The following is a 15,998-nucleotide window of genomic DNA, read 5'->3' as shown; positions in this document are numbered from 1 at the left end:
GAGAACTCGGACAACGTGAACAACGCGGCCGTCACCTTCGACGCCGCGGTGCAGGCCATCGGCAACGACGCGTTCGGTGGCAGTGAGGTCGCCAAGGTTCAGCAGTTCGTCAAGGGCGGGCAGAAGTCCGGCAAGGTCGGCAGTACCTGGGGCGAGTTCGAGGTGCGCAACAACGGCGACACCCTGCAGTTGTCCGGTGGCAAGTCGGGCTCCGACTCGTACGAGCTGCCGCGCAAGCAGTTCCAGACCACCGAGGCGCAGCTGAACGCGGCGCTCAAGCCGAAGAAGTACACCTGCTCGACGTCCTGCCGTAAGAAGGTCGGCGAGTACGGCTCGCAGACCATCTTCGGATTCGGCAGCGCGAACTCCGGGATCCGGTCGCTGGAGATCCGGGCAACGGGCGAGTCGGCCGACGTGAAGGCCGCGATCCCGGCTGCCACGGCGGACGCGTTCGCAGTACTGAAGGGGCCGGAGGTGGCGGCCCTGAAGGAGTGGGTCAAGTCGCACAGTGACGGCAAGTCGTACGCTGCTTATGTAGCGGGATGGCGGGTCGAGGCGACTGCGAGCGACAGCAGCAGCTTCACCTCGCAGACCATCTCGATCAGCTACGAGTCGTTCTACGTGTGATCAGCTGCCGACGGAGCCCGAGGTGCGATGAAGTTCGACTGGGAGAAACGAGAGTCCCGGGAGGTGGCGAAGCCGCCGCCCGAGGCCTCCCGGCGGGTGGACGGGGGCGGTCCGTGGGGGCCGACCCAGTTCGATCTGCCGGAGCGTGACGGGAAGAACACCCAGGCCGTCGTGATCGTCGCACTCGTCGGCGTCGTGGTCCTGCTGGTGATCGCCGGCCTGTGGGCGTTGGCCTACTTCCAGCTCAACTGACAGAGAAGGGGCTTGTCAGGCGGTTGCGCGGATGGTGACGGCGAGGTTGGCCAGGTAGCTCAGCCGGGCGACCTCGGAGCCGAGGAACTCGGGACCTCCACGGCGGCCGATCACCAGAACCCGGCGGTCGGACTCCAGCGGCGCCGCGACCAGCACGGACTCGGCCAGGCCCTTGTGGTCCGGAGCGACCAGCGTGGTCGCCTTCTCCAGCGGCAACCACTGGTCGACCAGCTTGCCGAACTCCGGCGTCGCGCTGGTCTCCATCGCGACCTTGATCTCACTGCCGGTGCCGTCCAGCAACGCGGCCCAGTCGGCGTGCAGCACCGAGGGCGCCTGCTCGACCAGGATGTCGATCGCCTCGGCCGGGGCCGACGTCATCTGCTCGACGGCTTCGAGGTCCATGTGCAGTCCGCCGCCCGCGCCGTACCGGGAGAACCAGATCACCTCGACGCCCTCGACGCCGTTGCAGGCCGAGACCAGCCGGTCCGGCAGGACACCCGGGGGGAGGTCGACCACGACGTCATCGACCGCCGTGCCGTTCTCCCGCCGGTGCTCGACGATCTCGATCGCGTGGATGTCGGCACTCACCTCGCCGAGTGCGGTCGCCACGGTGCCGAGCGAGCCGGGGCGGTCCGGGAGGATCAATCGCAGCAGGAACACCGAACGATCATCTCCCAGCCGAAAACCACGCAAGTTACGCCCTGTCGCGGCCCATGTTACAGAGCGGAACAAAGTGACACACCGGGGTAGCTCATCTGGTGAACAACTAACTTGCCGGAGATCGGGGCGCGGGCGGGCGCGGCCCGCCCACTAAGATGGCCCGGGTCGGTCCGGAAATCCGGTTGCCGGCCATCCTGCGAAACCATTGGATCTTTTCATGCCATCGATTACCCGCGAAGAGGTCGCGCATCTGGCGCGACTGGCGCGGATCGAGCTCAGCGACGAAGAGCTCGACCACCTCGCACCGCAGCTCGACCAGATCATCGGCCTGGTCGCGCAGGTCAGCGAAGTGGCCGCGGAAGACATCCCGCCGACCTCGCACGCCCTGCCCATCACCAACGTGATGCGCCAGGACGTGAACGTGCCGTGCCTGACGCCGGAGCAGGCCCTGTCCGGCGCGCCGGCCGCCGAGGAGCAGCGTTTCCGGGTGCCGCGGATTCTCACCGAGGAGGCGTGATGAGCGATCTGACTCGCAAGACTGCGGTCGAGCTGAGCGAGCTGATGGCTGGTGGTGAGGCCAGTTCGGTGGAGATCACTCAGGCCCACCTGGATCGGATCGCCGCCGTCGACACGTCCGTGCACGCGTTCCTGCACGTGGACGCCGAGGGCGCGCTGGCCCAGGCCGCTGACGTCGACACACGACGTGCGGCGGGGGAGAGGCTCGGCCCGCTGGCCGGAGTGCCGCTGGCGTTGAAGGATGTGCTGACCCAGGACGGCGTGCCGACCACGGCCGGCTCGAAGATCCTCGAGGGCTGGAAGCCGCCGTACGACTCGACGGTCGTGAAGCGGCTGAAGGCAGCCGGCATCGTGATCCTCGGCAAGACCAACATGGACGAGTTCGCGATGGGCTCGTCGACGGAGAACTCGGCGTACGGGACGACGCACAACCCGTGGGACCTCGGCCGGATCCCGGGGGGTTCCGGTGGCGGTTCGTCGGCCGCGATCTCGGCGTACGAGGCACCGCTCGCAATCGGTACCGACACCGGCGGCTCGATCCGCCAGCCTGCAGCTTTCACCGGCACGGTTGGGGTCAAGCCCACGTACGGCGGGACGTCGCGGTACGGGTTGATCGCCTTGGCCTCCAGCCTGGACACCCCGGGGCCTTGCGCCCGGACGACCCTCGACGCGGCCCTGCTGCACGAGGTGATCGCCGGTTACGACCCGATGGATTCCACCTCGATCGATCAGGCGGTTCCGCCGGTGGTCGAGGCGGCTCGTCGCGGTGACGTGAGCGGGCTGCGGATCGGCGTGGTCAGGGAACTCGGTGGCGAGGGGTACCAGCCCGGCGTCGAGGCCCGGTTCCGCGAGGCGGTCGAGCTGCTCACCAAGCTCGGTGCCGAGGTGGTCGAGGTTTCCTGTCCGCACTTCCAGTACGCGCTGCCGGCGTACTACCTGATCCTGCCGAGCGAGGCCTCGTCCAACCTGGCCAAGTTCGACGCGATGCGGTTCGGCCTGCGGGTCGGTGACGACGGCAACAACGACGCGGAGAAGGTGATGAGCCTGACCCGCGAGGCCGGCTTCGGCGACGAGGTCAAGCGCCGGATCATGCTCGGCACGCACGCGCTGTCGAGTGGGTACTACGACGCGTACTACGGCCAGGCGCAGAAGGTGCGCACGCTGATCGCCAGGGACTTCGCTCGCGCGTACGAGCAGGTCGACGTACTGGTCTCGCCCGCGACGCCGACCACCGCGTTCGCGATCGGCGACCGGATCGACGACCCGATCGCGATGTACAAGAACGACCTCTGCACGATCCCGTCGAACCTGGCCGGCAACGCGGCGGCGTCGTTCCCGTGCGGACTGGCCGACGAGGACGGGCTGCCCGTCGGTTTCCACGTGATGGCGCCGGTGATGCGCGACGAATTGCTCTACCAGGTCGGCTCCGCGTTGGAGACCGCGCTGACCGAGCAGTGGGGCGGCGTACTGATGTCGAAGGTTCCGGAGCTGGAGGTCACCCGATGACTGTCGTCGCTGATGTACTGGATCTCGACGCCGCGCTGGAGCAGTTCGACCCGGTGATGGGGCTCGAGGTCCATGTCGAGCTGAACACGAAGTCGAAGATGTTCTGCGGTTGCCCGACCGAGTTCGGGGCGCCGCCGAACACGCAGACCTGCCCGGTCTGCCTGGGTCTGCCGGGCGCGCTGCCGGTGGTGAACGTGCGGGCGGTCGAGTCCGCGATCAAGATCGGCCTCGCGCTGAACTGCGAGATCGCCGAGTGGTGCCGGTTCGCCCGGAAGAACTACTTCTACCCGGACATGCCGAAGAACTTCCAGACCTCGCAGTACGACGAGCCGATCGCCTTCAACGGGTGGACCGAGGTCGTGGTCGACGGAGAGACGTACCGGATCGAGATCGAGCGCGCCCACATGGAGGAGGACACCGGCAAGTCCACCCACGTCGGTGGAGCGACCGGTCGCATCCACGGGGCATCGCACTCGCTGGTGGACTACAACCGGGCGGGTATCCCGCTGATCGAGATCGTCACGAAGACGATCGAGGTTCCGCCGGCGAAGGCGGCCGCTGTGGCTCGGGCGTACGTGAGCATGCTGCGGGATCTCCTGCTCGCGCTGGACGTTTCGGACGTACGGATGGACCAGGGGTCGCTGCGGTGTGACGCCAACTTGTCGTTGAAGCCCCGCGGTTCCTCTGTCTTGGGGACGCGGACCGAGACGAAGAACGTGAACTCGTTCCGGTCTGTGGAGCGCGCGATTACGTATGAGATCACGCGGCAGGCCGCAGTACTGGTTGCCGGCGGCAAGATTCTCCAGGAGACCCGGCACTGGCACGAGGACACCGGCATCACCACCTCCGGCCGGGAGAAGTCCGACGCGGACGACTACCGGTACTTCCCGGAGCCGGACCTGGTTCCGGTGGCGCCGTCGCGCGAGTGGGTCGAGGAGATCCGCGCGACGTTGCCCGAGGCACCTCCGGTACGCCGGGCTCGGCTGCAGACCGAGTGGGGTTTCACCGACCTGGAGATGCGCGATGTCATCAACGGTGGCGCGCTCGAGCTGATCCTGCGGACTGTGGACCTCGGTGTGGGCGCTGCGGCCGCGAAGAAGTGGTGGCTGGGTGAGCTGGCCCGGGCCGCCAATGAGAGCGGCAAGGAGCTTGGCGATCTTGGCGTTGGCCCAGCTGAGGTTTTCGAGGTGCAGAAGCTAGTTGACTCCAATGCTCTGAACGACAAGCTGGCGCGTCAGGTCTTCGACGGCCTGGTCAAGGGCGAGGGAACCGTTGCCGCGATCATCGAGTCCCGCGGACTCGCACTGGTCTCGGACGACTCGGCCCTGAGCGAAGCCGTCGATCGCGCGATCGCCGCCAACCCGGACGTCGTCGAAAAGGTCCAATCCGGCAAACCAGCCGCGGCCGGCGCCCTCATCGGCGCCGTCATGAAGGACATGCGCGGCCAAGCCGACGCCGCCAAGGTCCGCGAACTCGTCAACACCAAGCTCGGCATCTAGTGTTCTGAGTCGGAAGCTCGTGCTTCCGACTCAGGACACTAGGGCGGATGTCACCTGCCGGTCACCACTTTCTGCCCAGCGCGCCGTCTCGGAGTCACCCGACGCACATGTAGACGCAAGAATGTGTCGGTGTCGCCCACGAACGGAGCATTATGGCGCACCGCCCATCGCCAGAGCCGGGTCAGGGACTCGACCGGCGGAGCTTCCTGCAGTTGAGCGGCCTCGGCGCGGCAACCGTCGCGCTCGGGGTCGCCGCTCCCGCCCACGCCGACGCGACTCCGGACCGGCCGGTACCGTCCGGAGCTTTCGCGCTCGGCGTCGCCTCCGGTGATCCGCGTCCGGACGGCGCCGTGCTCTGGACCCGGCTGGCCCCCGAACCGCTCGCCGCCGACGGGCACGGCGGTATGCCCCGCCGACCGGTGCCGGTGAGCTACGAGGTGGCCGAGGACCCGTCGTTCCGGCGGATCGTCCGGCGTGGGCTGGCGATCGCCTCACCCGAGCTGGCACACGCCGTCCATCCCGAGGTCCGCGGGCTGCGCCCGGGCCGCGAGTACTTCTACCGGTTCCGGGCCGGTAGCGAGATCAGCCCGGTCGGCCGGACCAAGACCCTGCCCGCGACGGGACGCCCGGCGTCGTCGTTCAGCTTCGCAGCTGCCTCCTGTCAGGCCTGGTATCACGGCCACTTCAGCGCCTACCGCCACTTGGCCGCGCAGGACCTGGACGCGGTCTTCTTCCTCGGCGACTACATCTACGAGTACGGCATCGTTGCCGGTGGCAACCTCTGGCGCGCGGGCGCGTCGGTGGGCCCGGAGCATGGTGTGGAGATCGAGACGCTCGAGCAGTACCGGTTGCGCTACAGCCTGTTCAAGACCGACCCCTACCTGCAGGCGGCCCATGCGGCCGCACCCTGGTTGCTCACCTGGGACGACCACGAGGTGCAGAACAATTACGGCGCCGACGAGTCCCGGTACGGCATCAGCCCGGAGCACTTCCTGCACCGGCGGGCTGTCGGCTACCGCGCCTTCTACGAGAACCTTCCGCTGTCGACCACGTCCCTTCCCGCCGGGCCGGACAGCCGGGTCTTCCGGCGGTTCGACGTCGGCACGCTCGCACGGCTGAACATCTTGGACACCAGGCAGTACCGCGACTCCCTGCCGACCGACGAGGCAGACCGGCAGGCGGAGCGTCGTACCCTCCTGGGGGCACAGCAAGAGCAGTGGCTGTACGACGGCATGGCCCGCTCGCGGGCGACCTGGAACGTCATTGCGAACGGAGTCGTCGTCACAGCGATCAGCGACGACCGGACCGATCAGTGGGACGGCTATCCGGCCAACCGGCGCAGATTGCTCTCTGCCATGAAAGATACGAGCAATCCCGTCGTCCTCACCGGGGATATCCACAAGCACGTCGCGGCCGAACTGAAGGCCGATTTCGCGGACCCGGCTTCGGCCAGCGTCGGCGTCGAGCTGATCTGCAGCTCGATCGCCTCCGACGGCGACGGGGCCGTGACCGACGCCTACACCAAGGACTGGCTCCGGCACCCGTACGTGAAGCTCTACGACGGCCGCCGCGGGTATGTCCACGGCCGGATGACCCCGGACGAGCTGGTCTCCGAGTTCACCGTCGTGCCCTGGGTCGAGGCCGATGCCGAGGCCCCGGCGCAGACTGTCGCCCGGTTCGTCACCCCCGCCGGAACCCCCGGCCTGGAGAGGCAGGTCTGATGACTACGCAGTTGCTGCCGCCCCGAGCGGTCACCGGACTCCGCGGCGCCGGCCGCCTGGCCACCATCGTGCTCGACTGGCGCCCCGTCCCGTGGTCGACCGTCGTGGACCACTACGCCGTGTACGCCGCTCCGGCCGGTGCCGGCTGGCGGTTGCTGGCGAAGACGGTCTACCCGCACTACGAGCACCGCGGACTGAAACTCGCCGGCGAGGAGTGGTCCTACCGGATCGTCACCGTGGATGCGTCTGGCACGGCCTCCCGGCCATCGTCGTCGGTCCGAGTGGCGAGCAAGGTCTCCGTGACGGTCTCGGGCGAACCACTCGCGGTCGTCGGCTCCTTCGACGGCAAGGGCCTGGAGCTGGCCCTGTCGCCGGGGGGCTACGCGCGCTACCCGGCCACCTTCCCGAACGGCGTCGATTTCCGCGCCGGCACGGACTCGCCGGGCACTGGCTGGAGCTACCTGCAGCCAGGACCTTCCGACGCTTGGGCCGGGCGCCGCAACCACCTCTTCCGGTTGCGGTTCGACCTGGCGGCCGCGCCGGCGGCCGACGTCGACCTCGCGCTCTGGCTGATCGACAGCCACGCCTCCATCCCAGGGACGGCCGTGCTGTCGGTCAACGGAACCACCGTCGAACGGCTGGCCTTCGCCACCGGCGCAACCAAGGGCTCCACCATCGGCGACAGCACCATCCCCGGTTCACCCCTCAAACCGTCGTACGTCGAGAAGCCGTTGCCGCGCGGGTTGTTCCAGGCCGGGGAGAACGTGCTGGAGCTCTTCAAGGACCAGGGCTCGTGGATCGCCTACGACGCCATCGGCCTCTACGCCCGCCACTGACCTCTAGTACTGGCCCGGAGTCTTCCACTGGCCCAGCGTTGTTAGCGGCTGATGGTGATGCGGAGGATTCGGTCGTCACCGTCCTTGACGTCGCCGCGGCCGTCGGTGTTGGACGTCGTCAGCCAGAGTGAGCCGTCGGGCGCCGCCTCAACTGTGCGGAGCCGGCCGAACTGCCCGTTGAAGAACGCCACCGGCTCGCCCACTCGCTTCCCGCCCGCGACCGGGATCGCCCACAGCCGCTCACCTCTCAGCCCCGCCATGAAGATGTGGCCCTGGGCAAACGCTGCACCGGACGGCGACGCATCATCCGTACCCCATTGGGCGATCGGATCCACCATCCCTTCGAGCCCGGAGTTCCCCTCGGCCGCCGGCCAGCCGTAGTTCGCCCCGGCCGTGATCGCGTTCAACTCATCCCACGTGTTCTGCCCGAACTCGGCGGCGTACAACTGGTTCCCGTCGAACGCGAGCCCCTGCACGTTGCGATGCCCCTTGGAGTACCAAAGCCGGTTCCCGGGATTTCCCGGCGCCGGCTGACCATCCGTGGTGATGCGAAGAATCTTGCCGCCAAGGGACCCGTCGTCCTGCGAGTTCTGCCCCTCACTCCCATCACCGGTCCCGACGTACAGGAACCCATCCGGCCCGAACCGCAACCTGCCCCCGTTGTGAATCGACGCCATCGGAATCCCGTCGAGAATCACCTGCGGATCGTCGATCCGGTTGTTCCGATACGTCAATCTGGCGATCCGGTTGTCCTCACCGGTCGAGTAATACGCATAGACATAAGGCCTCGTCGGGTACTTCGGATCAACCGCAAGCCCGAGCAACCCACCTTCGGAGGACGAATCCACCCCCGGCACAGTCCCCACCTCGGTGACCTGGCCCCCCGAGATCCGCTTGACCTTCCCCGAATCCCGCTCAGCCACCAACGCACTCTTGTCCGGCAAAAACGCCAGCCCCCACGGCACCTCGATCCCAGTAGCCACAGTCCCTGCCACCTGGAGCTGCACCGGCCCAGCCTGCGCAGTACCGGATGCCGATGGCGTAGTACTGGTCCGCGGCGGCGTAGTACTCGCAGTGGCGCTCGGCGTAGACACGGACGGCGCCGCATCCGCACCCCCGTCAGAACACCCAGCCGCCAACGCAGCCGTAGCAACCACCACAGCCGCAGCCCGCCCCCGCCACCCATCCACCCGGCCGCCCCTTGCCTCCAGCACCGTCATCTCCCTCAATAGACAACCTCGCACCCAACCTAACGACCCACCCCACCCCAAGGTTGCAGCTATCACCGTTTGCGCTGCACCAGAACGCCTGGATGAATCGTCCCGGGTCTGATGGAGGCTCTCATTCCATGGAGGATGAGAGTTATGGCAGCACCGAGGAAGTATGGCGACGAGTTGCGTGAGCGGGCGACCCGGTTGGCGGTGGAGGCGCGCGAGGATCCGGCGGCACGGTCGGGAGCTGTTGGTCGGATCGCGGAGCAGTTGGGTGTTCACCGTGAGACGTTGCGTGGGTGGGTCCGGCAGGCTGAAGTCGATGGCGGAGTCCGGCCCGGCACGACCAGTGACGACTCGAAGCGGATCGCGGATCTCGAGCGGGAGAATCGCGAGTTGAGGCGTGCCAACGAGATCTTGCGGACGGCGTCAGCGTTTTCGCGGCCGCGGAGCTCGACCGCAAGATCAAGTAGCGGTGCCGACAGCGGTGCTGGTCGACTACATCGATCAGCACCGCGACCGGTTCGGGGTCGAGCCGATCTGTGAAGTCCTGGAGTCTGCTGGGACCAAGATCGCCCCGAGTACTTACTACGCCGCGAAGGCCCGGCCACTGTCGGCGCGCGCCGTGCGCGATCTCGAGCTGGTGCCTGTGATCTGCCAGGTCCACAAGGACAACCTCGGCGTCTACGGCGCCCGCAAGGTTCACGCCGAGGTCAACCGCATGGGTACGAAGGTGGCTCGGTGCACGGTCGAACGGCTGATGAAGGCCGCAGCGTTACGCGGGATCAGCCGGGACAAGACCCGCAAGACCACGACCGGCGACGGTGCCGAGACTCCAGCGCCGGCCGACCTGGTCAAACGTCAGTTCGCCGCGCAGGCTCCCAACCAGCTGTGGGTGGCGGATCTGACCTATGTCCGCACGCACTCGGGATGGGTCTACGCCGCGTTCGTCCTCGACGTGTTCTCCCGCATGGTCGTGGGCTGGCAGGTGTCAACCAGGTTGCGCACCGACCTGGCCCTCGATGCCCTCGAAATGGGGCTGTGGTTGCGGCAGCGGGCCGGCCAGGACGTCGCCGGCCTCACACATCACAGCGATCGCGGAGTGCAGTATCGAGCCATCCGCTACACCGAATGGCTCGCCGAGGCCGAGGCCGTCGCATCCGTTGGCAGTAGGGGCGATTCGTACGACAATGCCATGGCCGAGGCGTTCAACTCACTGTTCAAGGCCGAGTGCATCCGCAACCCCGTCATGCGACCCAAAGAAGGCTGGAGGTCGGTCGGGGACGTCGAGATCGCCGTTGCTGAATACATCGACTGGTTCAACCATCGCAGGTTCCACGGCGAGATCGGACTCATCCCGCCCGCCGAACTCGAGGCCAACCACTGGGCCAACATCGAACCACAGCACTACCCTGAAATCCCGGTCCTCACCGAGACCGGATCCAACTAACCGAGCCTCCACGAAACCCGGGGCGATTCAGTTGCGCATTGTGTTGCGGCAAGGTACCGGGTCATCGTCGTCACGAACTATGGCGTGGTTGTCCGTGGAGATGTCCTGGAGGCCGAGATGCTTCGATGGCCGGTGTGACGAGGTGAAGTCGTGGGGTTCGCGAGGGCGTTACCCGAGCGAACCCCACGGACTGAAGGATGCCGCTCAGCTGCCCCAAGTTGGGCGGAGGGGGAAGTGGGCGTTGGCGTTTTCGTCCAGTTTTACGGCGAGGACTTGGTGGAGTTGGGTGTTGTTGCGTTCGAAGCCCACGCGGCAGGCGGCCAAGTACAAGCCCCAGACCTTGGCGGTGGGGTAGCCGACCTCGGCTACTGCTTCGTCCCAGTGGGTGACGAGGTTTTCGGACCAGCCCTTGAGGGTCAGGGCGTAGTGCTCGCGGAGGTTTTCTTCGTGGCGTACTTCGAAGCCTGCGTCCTGGGCGTCGGCGATGATGCGGCCGGAGCCGATCAGTTCGCCGTCGGGGAAGATGTAGCGGTCGATGAAGGCCCCGGTTGAGCGGAAGCGGTTGTCGGGCCGGGTGATCGTGTGGTTCAGCAGGCGGCCGCCGGGCTTGAGGCGGTCGAGGAGGAAGCCGAAGTACGACGGGTAGTTGCGGACGCCGATGTGTTCCGTCAGGCCGATCGAGCTGATTGCGTCGAAGTCGCGCTCGGAGACGTCGCGGTAGTCGGAGAACCGGACCTCCGCGAGATCCTCGAGTCCCTCGCGCTTGATCGCTTCCGTCGCCCACTCGGCCTGCGCCGCGGAGAGCGTGACGCCGAGCGACTTCACGCCGTACTCGCGGGCCGCGTGGCGGACCATGCCGCCCCAGCCGCAGCCGACGTCGAGCAGTCGCTGGCCGGCCTTGAGGTCAAGCTTGCGTGCGACGAGGTCGTACTTCTCGTACTGCGCTTGCTCCAGCGAAGCGTCAACCGTGGGAAAGACCGCGCACGTGTACGTCATCGACGGCCCGAGGATGTACTCGTAGAACGTGTTCGACACGTCGTAGTGGTGGTGGATCGCAGCCTTGTCCCGCGTCCGCGAGTGCCGCAGACCTTCGAAGGTACGACGCCACTTCGGCAGGTGCTCCTGCGGCGGAGGGGGCGGCGGCTTCAGGTGGCTCCAGCCCAGACCGCGGACTATCCGCAGCGCCTCCGCGGGCGTGGGGCGCTCGAAGTGGAGCTGGTTGAGCATCATCTTCATCAGGTCGTACGGGTTGCCCGGGTGGGTGCCCTCGATCTCGAGATCGCCCTGGACGTAGGCACGGACCATGCCGAGGTCGCCAGGTGCGGTCAGGACGTACGACAGGCCGCGCTCGGTGGCCAGGTGCATGTGAATGGGGGAGTCCTCGGGCCCGGTCGCACTGCCGTCGTACGCGGTGAACCGGAAAGGAAGTCCCTCGGGAGCCACTGTCGTGAGCGCTGCTGCGATCGATACCTGCGTCGAGATCGTTGCGGTCATCGGCGCGTCACCGCCTTTTCGTAGAGCCCGGTCAAGCGGGCGTCGGGGTCGTAACGGGCTTTCACCTCTGTCAGGGCCGGGACGTTGTACAGCTGGTCGAAGGTGTCTCGGTCGTAATAAGCATCGGAGTACAGCGATTTGTGGCCGTTGAAGTCGCCGACGGCCGCCTCGATCTTGCGGTTCACGTCACCGTCCTCGGCGCCGGGCGCGATCGCGACGGTGCCCCAGAAGCCGACGTTGACGTAGGTCTCGCCCGGCTTCAGCGGGTACAACGGCCATTCGGTTGCCCCGCGCAACCTCAGCGGGCAGAGCCAGACCGGTCGCATCCCCACCTCGGCGTCGAACCAGCGCAGGAAGCCTGCCAACTCCGAGGCCGGGATCTCCACGTCCTGGACGACGCGTTCGCGGTCGGGGTTGCCCTTGCGGCGATTGATGCGGGCGGCAACTTGATGACGGTTCTCGAACCCGATGATCTTGTGATAGACGTCACTGCGCCGGAGCCGCCGCGGCCAGACCCGCCGTACCCAGGGGTTCTGTGCGCCGAAGGCGGCCGAGCACCAGAACCAGTCGGTGTCCCAGCGCCAGAGGTAGTCATGCGCGGTGAGGAAGTCGTTGGATCGTTGCTGGATCGACCGGTAGAAGATCTGCTGGCCCGTGTAGTCGCTGGTCTCCACAGTGGCGTCGCTGTTGCGGCCAAGCGTGAGGTAGGCCTCGGACGGACTGAAGGCGACCCCGTCGACGAAGTGCACCGGCTCACCCTCGTAGGTGCTGTCGGCAACGATCGACGCGATCGCCGGAGCCAGCTCGTCCAGACCGAGCCGCACGTGCCGGAGCGCGACGTACGGTGAGATCCGGTCGAGCTCGATCCGCAAGCGGGTCGCATAGCCGAGAGAGCCGTAGGAGTTGGGGAAAGTCCTGAACAAGTCGGCGTGTTCACCGGTCGGTCGCGCCGTCACCAGTTCGCCCGAACCGGTGAGGATGTCGAGCTCCAGCACGGACTCGTGCGGCAGCCCGGCGCGGAACGACGACGACTCGATGCCGAGCCCGGTCACCGCGCCGCCGAGGGTGATCGTCTTCAGTTGCGGCACCACCATCGGGACCAGCCCGTGCGGCAGCGTCGCGGCGACCAGATCCTCGTAGGTGCACATGCCCTGGACGTCGGCGGTCCGGGCGACGGGGTCGATGCTGATCACCCCTGTGAGGCCGGACACATCGAGCCCAGGTGTCTCAACCGCCGTCCGGGGACGGAACAGGTTGGAGCTGCGCTTCGCCAGCCGGACCGGCTGACCGGCCGGAATCCGCTGGTAGGACTCGCGCAGTCGCCCCACCGCCTGATCGTGATCCAGTGTCGAGGCAAGACCCGATGTCGAAGGCACCAATCCAGAGTACGACGGGATTCCGGGTCCGGCACGGTATTACCGTCCAGGGTTCGAGTGACCTTGAAGACCACCTGATCCAGTGGTCCGGTGCCGGCGAGTAGCCCGCGAAGAATTGTCCGGGCGGGCGAGTAGGTTCGTTCCATGGCTGATGCGGTGAAGACCTGGCTGCCGTGGGAGGACCCCGACGACTTCCTCGGCGGGTTGCCCCAGGGCATCGACGCGGAGTACTTCGCGGGCGGTGACCGGCCGGGTTCGCTGGAGTCGGTGGAGTTCTACGTGCCCAGCTACATGGGTGGCACCGGGATCGTCGAGGTGATCTCGGAGATGCCGGCCCTCAAGGTGGTCCAGACGCAGACCGCCGGGTACGAGAACGTCCTGCCGTACCTGCGCGAGGGGGTCACCTTGTGCAATGCCCGCGGCGTCCACGATGCGTCCACCGCCGAGCTCGCGGTCGGGCTGATCCTGGCGTCGTACCGGCAGTTGCCGCGCGCGGTGAAGAACCAGGAGCGCGAGGTGTGGCCGACGTCGTACGCGGAGGTCGACGACTCGCTCGCCGACCGGACCGTACTGATCCTCGGGTACGGCTCGATCGGCGAGGCGCTGGAGCGGCGGCTCAGCGGGTTCGAGTGCGACGTGATCCGGGTGGCGCGGCGGGCCAGAGAAGGGGTTTCCCCGATCTCGGAGCTGCCCGACCTGCTGCCGAAGGCCGATGTCGTGGTGTTGCTGACACCGGCCACGGAGGAGACCCGCGGCATGGTCGACGCGAAGTTCCTCGGGCAACTCAAGGACGGCGCGCTACTGATCAACGTCGCGCGCGGTGTCATCGTGGACACGGACGCGTTGCTCACCGAGCTCAATGCGGGCCGGATCAGGGCCGCGGTGGACGTGACCGACCCTGAGCCGTTGCCCGCCGGTCATCCGCTGTGGTCTGCTCCGAACGTGCTGATCAATCCGCATCGCGGCGGAGCGTCGACAGCGTTCTCGCCGCGCGTCGCACGTCTGGTCCGGGCGCAATTGGAGCGCTACACGACCGGTGAGCCGTTGATCAACGTGGTGGCGGGACCGCCGCGCTAACTAGAAGGGACGACGATGTCCGAGGCCGTACTGCTGATCGGGACCAAGAAGGGGCTCTGGATCGGACGGAGCGACGCCGAGCGCCGGAAGTGGACGCTCGAGGGGCCGCAGTTCGAGATGCAGGGCGTCTACTCGGTCGGCGTCGACACCCGGGGCGAGCGACCGAGGCTGTTCGCGGGCGGGACCAGCGAGCACTGGGGGCCTGCAGTCTTCCATTCCGACGACCTCGGCCGCACCTGGGACGAGCCGCCGGAGGGCTCGATCGGCTTTCCCAAGGATGCCGAGGCGTCGCTCGAGCGGGTCTGGCAGATCCAGCCGGCGCCTGCTGAGCAGCCCGGAATCGTGTACGCCGGTGCGCAGCCGTCCTCGTTGTGGAAGTCGACCGACGGGGGAGTCACCTTCGACCTGGTCCGCGGCCTGTGGGATCACCCGCATCGCAAGGATTGGGGCGCCGGGTTCGGCGGCCAGGCGATCCACACCGTGCTCCCGCACCCCACCGATCCGGGCAAGGTCAGCGTCGCCATGTCGACCGGCGGGGTCTACCGGACCGACGACGGCGGTGAGACCTGGGAGCCGGCGAACCAAGGAATCAAGGCGTCCTTCTTCCCCGACCCGTACCCCGAGTTCGGCCAGTGCGTGCACAAGCTCGCCTCGCACCCTGACGTTCCGGAGCGGATGTTCGCGCAGAACCACCACGGGGTCTACCGGTCCGACGACAGCGGCACGATCTGGAAGTCGATCGCGGACGGGCTGCCCTCGGACTTCGGGTTCCCGATCGTGGTGCACCCGCACGAGCCGGAGACCGTCTACGTCTTCCCGCTGATCGCCGACGGCAACCGGATCCCCACCGACGCGACCTGCCGGGTCTACCGCTCCCGTGACGCCGGATCCACGTGGGAGCCCTTGACGAACGGCCTGCCCCAGGTCCCGTCGTACGCGCCGGTCCTTCGCGACGCGCTCTGCACCGACCAGGGTTCACCGGGCGGCATCTATCTCGGCACGCGTGACGGCTGCGTCTACGCGAGCGCCGACGCCGGCGACACCTGGACCGAAGTGGCCCGCCACCTTCCCGACGTCCTGACCGTCCGCGCCGCCGTGATCTGACCCGTACTGCGTGCCGCCGCGCGCTGGTGATCCGCCCGGCGGCCGGGCAGAGGTGGCGTTCGCACGAGGGAGAGGTGGAGCGATGGCTGTAGTGGTGAAGTTGCCGACGGTGTTGCGGCCGTTCGCGGGAGGTGCCGAGCAGGTGGACGTCGCGGCCGCGGGAGAGCCGACAGTCGGCGCTGTGTTCGCGGAGTTGGAGCGGCAGCATCCGGCATTGCGGCGGCGGTTGACCGATGAGCAGGGCGTGCTCAGGCGACATGTCAACGTGTTCCTGGGCGACGACAACGTCCGCGATCTCGATGGCCTCGAGACCCGGCTGTCCGACGGCGCCGAACTCCTGATCCTCCCGAGCGTCGCCGGCGGCTGAAAGAGCAGCACCTCGGCGGCGTCGCGACGTAAGGCGACCGGCCGGTTTCGCCTGGTGCGCAGGGGGGTTGCGGGGTTGTGGGGTGGTCCGGCGGCGTCCTACTGTCGACGGGTGGGTGCCCGGCGACGGGTAACCGCGGGGAGGGCGCCATATGCATGCGTTTCTCGATCGTCTCGGCCGGGGGGCCGCTCGTCATCACTGGTGGGTGATCGGCGCCTGGGTGCTGATCGTCGTGGGGCTGTTCGCGCTCCGATCGGCCTTCGGTGGCAGCTACGTCAACAACTACACGGTTCCGGGCAGCG

Annotated in this window: 14 protein-coding genes and 1 pseudogene; 11 read left to right on the top strand and 4 right to left on the bottom strand. The window is 67.5% G+C overall.

From position 1 onward, the window contains the following. A pseudogene (locus VFG33_RS19005) lies at positions 1-627 on the top strand (hypothetical protein); the annotation flags it as partial. Positions 628-654: 27 nt separating this feature from the next. Beyond that, the gene (locus VFG33_RS19000; protein WP_325054240.1) at positions 655-879 is read left to right on the top strand and encodes a hypothetical protein; all 225 of its coding nucleotides are present in this window, start codon (positions 655-657) and stop codon (positions 877-879) included. Between the two features lie 15 nt (positions 880-894). Here VFG33_RS19000 and VFG33_RS18995 read toward each other — a convergent pair whose 3' ends face one another. Beyond that, the gene (locus VFG33_RS18995) at positions 895-1,539 is read right to left on the bottom strand and encodes an amino acid-binding protein (protein ID WP_325054239.1); all 645 of its coding nucleotides are present in this window, start codon (positions 1,537-1,539) and stop codon (positions 895-897) included. A 217-nt stretch (positions 1,540-1,756) separates the two neighbouring features. Here VFG33_RS18995 and gatC point away from each other — a divergent pair, with 217 nt between their 5' ends. From gatC to VFG33_RS18970, 5 genes are all read left to right on the top strand, one after another. Beyond that, the gene (gatC, locus tag VFG33_RS18990; RefSeq protein ID WP_325054238.1) at positions 1,757-2,056 is read left to right on the top strand and encodes an Asp-tRNA(Asn)/Glu-tRNA(Gln) amidotransferase subunit GatC; all 300 of its coding nucleotides are present in this window, start codon (positions 1,757-1,759) and stop codon (positions 2,054-2,056) included. Next, the gene (gene gatA / locus VFG33_RS18985) at positions 2,056-3,561 is read left to right on the top strand and encodes an Asp-tRNA(Asn)/Glu-tRNA(Gln) amidotransferase subunit GatA (RefSeq protein WP_325054237.1); all 1,506 of its coding nucleotides are present in this window, start codon (positions 2,056-2,058) and stop codon (positions 3,559-3,561) included. Before gatC ends, gatA begins: the two co-directional genes overlap by 1 nt. Continuing rightward, positions 3,558-5,060, top strand: a complete 1,503-nt coding sequence (gene gatB / locus VFG33_RS18980; RefSeq protein WP_325054236.1) for an Asp-tRNA(Asn)/Glu-tRNA(Gln) amidotransferase subunit GatB — start codon at positions 3,558-3,560, stop codon at positions 5,058-5,060. The genes gatA and gatB overlap by 4 nt, the downstream gene beginning before the upstream one ends. 152 nt (positions 5,061-5,212) lie before the next feature. Continuing rightward, positions 5,213-6,781: an alkaline phosphatase D family protein gene (locus tag VFG33_RS18975; protein WP_325054235.1), complete on the top strand. Its 1,569-nt coding sequence runs from the start codon at positions 5,213-5,215 to the stop codon at positions 6,779-6,781. After that, positions 6,781-7,617, top strand: coding sequence for a phage tail protein (locus VFG33_RS18970; RefSeq protein WP_325054234.1), 837 nt, complete (start codon positions 6,781-6,783; stop codon positions 7,615-7,617). Before VFG33_RS18975 ends, VFG33_RS18970 begins: the two co-directional genes overlap by 1 nt. Before the next feature lie 41 nt (positions 7,618-7,658). On the opposite strand, the gene VFG33_RS18965 is transcribed toward VFG33_RS18970, so the two are convergent. Beyond that, the gene (locus VFG33_RS18965) at positions 7,659-8,831 is read right to left on the bottom strand and encodes a PQQ-dependent sugar dehydrogenase (protein ID WP_325054233.1); all 1,173 of its coding nucleotides are present in this window, start codon (positions 8,829-8,831) and stop codon (positions 7,659-7,661) included. A 150-nt stretch (positions 8,832-8,981) separates the two neighbouring features. Here VFG33_RS18965 and VFG33_RS18960 point away from each other — a divergent pair. After that, positions 8,982-10,278 (top strand): IS3 family transposase gene (locus tag VFG33_RS18960; RefSeq protein WP_325054232.1). Its coding sequence is split into 2 segments (ribosomal slippage): positions 8,982-9,265 and positions 9,264-10,278, totalling 1,299 coding nucleotides; the frame shifts between segments, so codons are not numbered across the junction. Between the two features lie 204 nt (positions 10,279-10,482). On the opposite strand, the gene VFG33_RS18955 is transcribed toward VFG33_RS18960, so the two are convergent. Together VFG33_RS18955 and VFG33_RS18950 are read right to left on the bottom strand one after the other, a co-directional pair. Continuing rightward, complete coding sequence (locus VFG33_RS18955; protein ID WP_325054231.1) at positions 10,483-11,772, bottom strand: class I SAM-dependent methyltransferase; 1,290 nt, start codon at positions 11,770-11,772, stop codon at positions 10,483-10,485. Further along, the gene (locus VFG33_RS18950; protein WP_325054230.1) at positions 11,769-13,148 is read right to left on the bottom strand and encodes an FAD-binding oxidoreductase; all 1,380 of its coding nucleotides are present in this window, start codon (positions 13,146-13,148) and stop codon (positions 11,769-11,771) included. Before VFG33_RS18950 ends, VFG33_RS18955 begins: the two co-directional genes overlap by 4 nt. Before the next feature lie 144 nt (positions 13,149-13,292). Between VFG33_RS18950 and VFG33_RS18945 the strand changes: the two genes are divergently transcribed. From VFG33_RS18945 to VFG33_RS18935, 3 genes are all read left to right on the top strand, one after another. After that, positions 13,293-14,225 (top strand): 2-hydroxyacid dehydrogenase, encoded by a 933-nt coding sequence (locus VFG33_RS18945; protein WP_325054229.1) that lies wholly within the window; start codon positions 13,293-13,295, stop codon positions 14,223-14,225. 15 nt (positions 14,226-14,240) lie between these two features. Then, on the top strand, positions 14,241-15,329 hold the full coding sequence (locus VFG33_RS18940) for a WD40/YVTN/BNR-like repeat-containing protein (protein WP_325054228.1): 1,089 nt from the start codon (positions 14,241-14,243) through the stop codon (positions 15,327-15,329). Positions 15,330-15,411: 82 nt separating this feature from the next. Beyond that, positions 15,412-15,696: a ubiquitin-like small modifier protein 1 gene (locus VFG33_RS18935; protein WP_325054227.1), complete on the top strand. Its 285-nt coding sequence runs from the start codon at positions 15,412-15,414 to the stop codon at positions 15,694-15,696. Positions 15,697-15,998 lie beyond the last annotated feature (302 nt).

It is taken from the genome of Kribbella sp. (assembly GCF_035687465.1).
Lineage (GTDB): Bacteria > Actinomycetota > Actinomycetes > Propionibacteriales > Kribbellaceae > Kribbella.
The sequence above is the reverse complement of the archived record's forward strand: the minus strand, read 5'-3'. Positions and strand labels throughout refer to the sequence as shown.

Excerpts from the sequence above, each read along its gene's own strand:
- VFG33_RS19000 (WP_325054240.1), top strand. The coding sequence starts at position 655 with ATGAAGTTCGACTGGGAGAAACGAGAGTCCCGGGAGGTGGCGAAGCCG.
- gatC (WP_325054238.1), top strand. The coding sequence starts at position 1,757 with ATGCCATCGATTACCCGCGAAGAGGTCGCGCATCTGGCGCGACTGGCG.
- gatA (WP_325054237.1), top strand. The coding sequence starts at position 2,056 with ATGAGCGATCTGACTCGCAAGACTGCGGTCGAGCTGAGCGAGCTGATG.
- gatB (WP_325054236.1), top strand. The coding sequence starts at position 3,558 with ATGACTGTCGTCGCTGATGTACTGGATCTCGACGCCGCGCTGGAGCAG.
- VFG33_RS18975 (WP_325054235.1), top strand. The coding sequence starts at position 5,213 with ATGGCGCACCGCCCATCGCCAGAGCCGGGTCAGGGACTCGACCGGCGG.
- VFG33_RS18970 (WP_325054234.1), top strand. The coding sequence starts at position 6,781 with ATGACTACGCAGTTGCTGCCGCCCCGAGCGGTCACCGGACTCCGCGGC.
- VFG33_RS18955 (WP_325054231.1), bottom strand. The coding sequence starts at position 11,772 with ATGACCGCAACGATCTCGACGCAGGTATCGATCGCAGCAGCGCTCACG.
- VFG33_RS18945 (WP_325054229.1), top strand. The coding sequence starts at position 13,293 with ATGGCTGATGCGGTGAAGACCTGGCTGCCGTGGGAGGACCCCGACGAC.
- VFG33_RS18940 (WP_325054228.1), top strand. The coding sequence starts at position 14,241 with ATGTCCGAGGCCGTACTGCTGATCGGGACCAAGAAGGGGCTCTGGATC.
- VFG33_RS18935 (WP_325054227.1), top strand. The coding sequence starts at position 15,412 with ATGGCTGTAGTGGTGAAGTTGCCGACGGTGTTGCGGCCGTTCGCGGGA.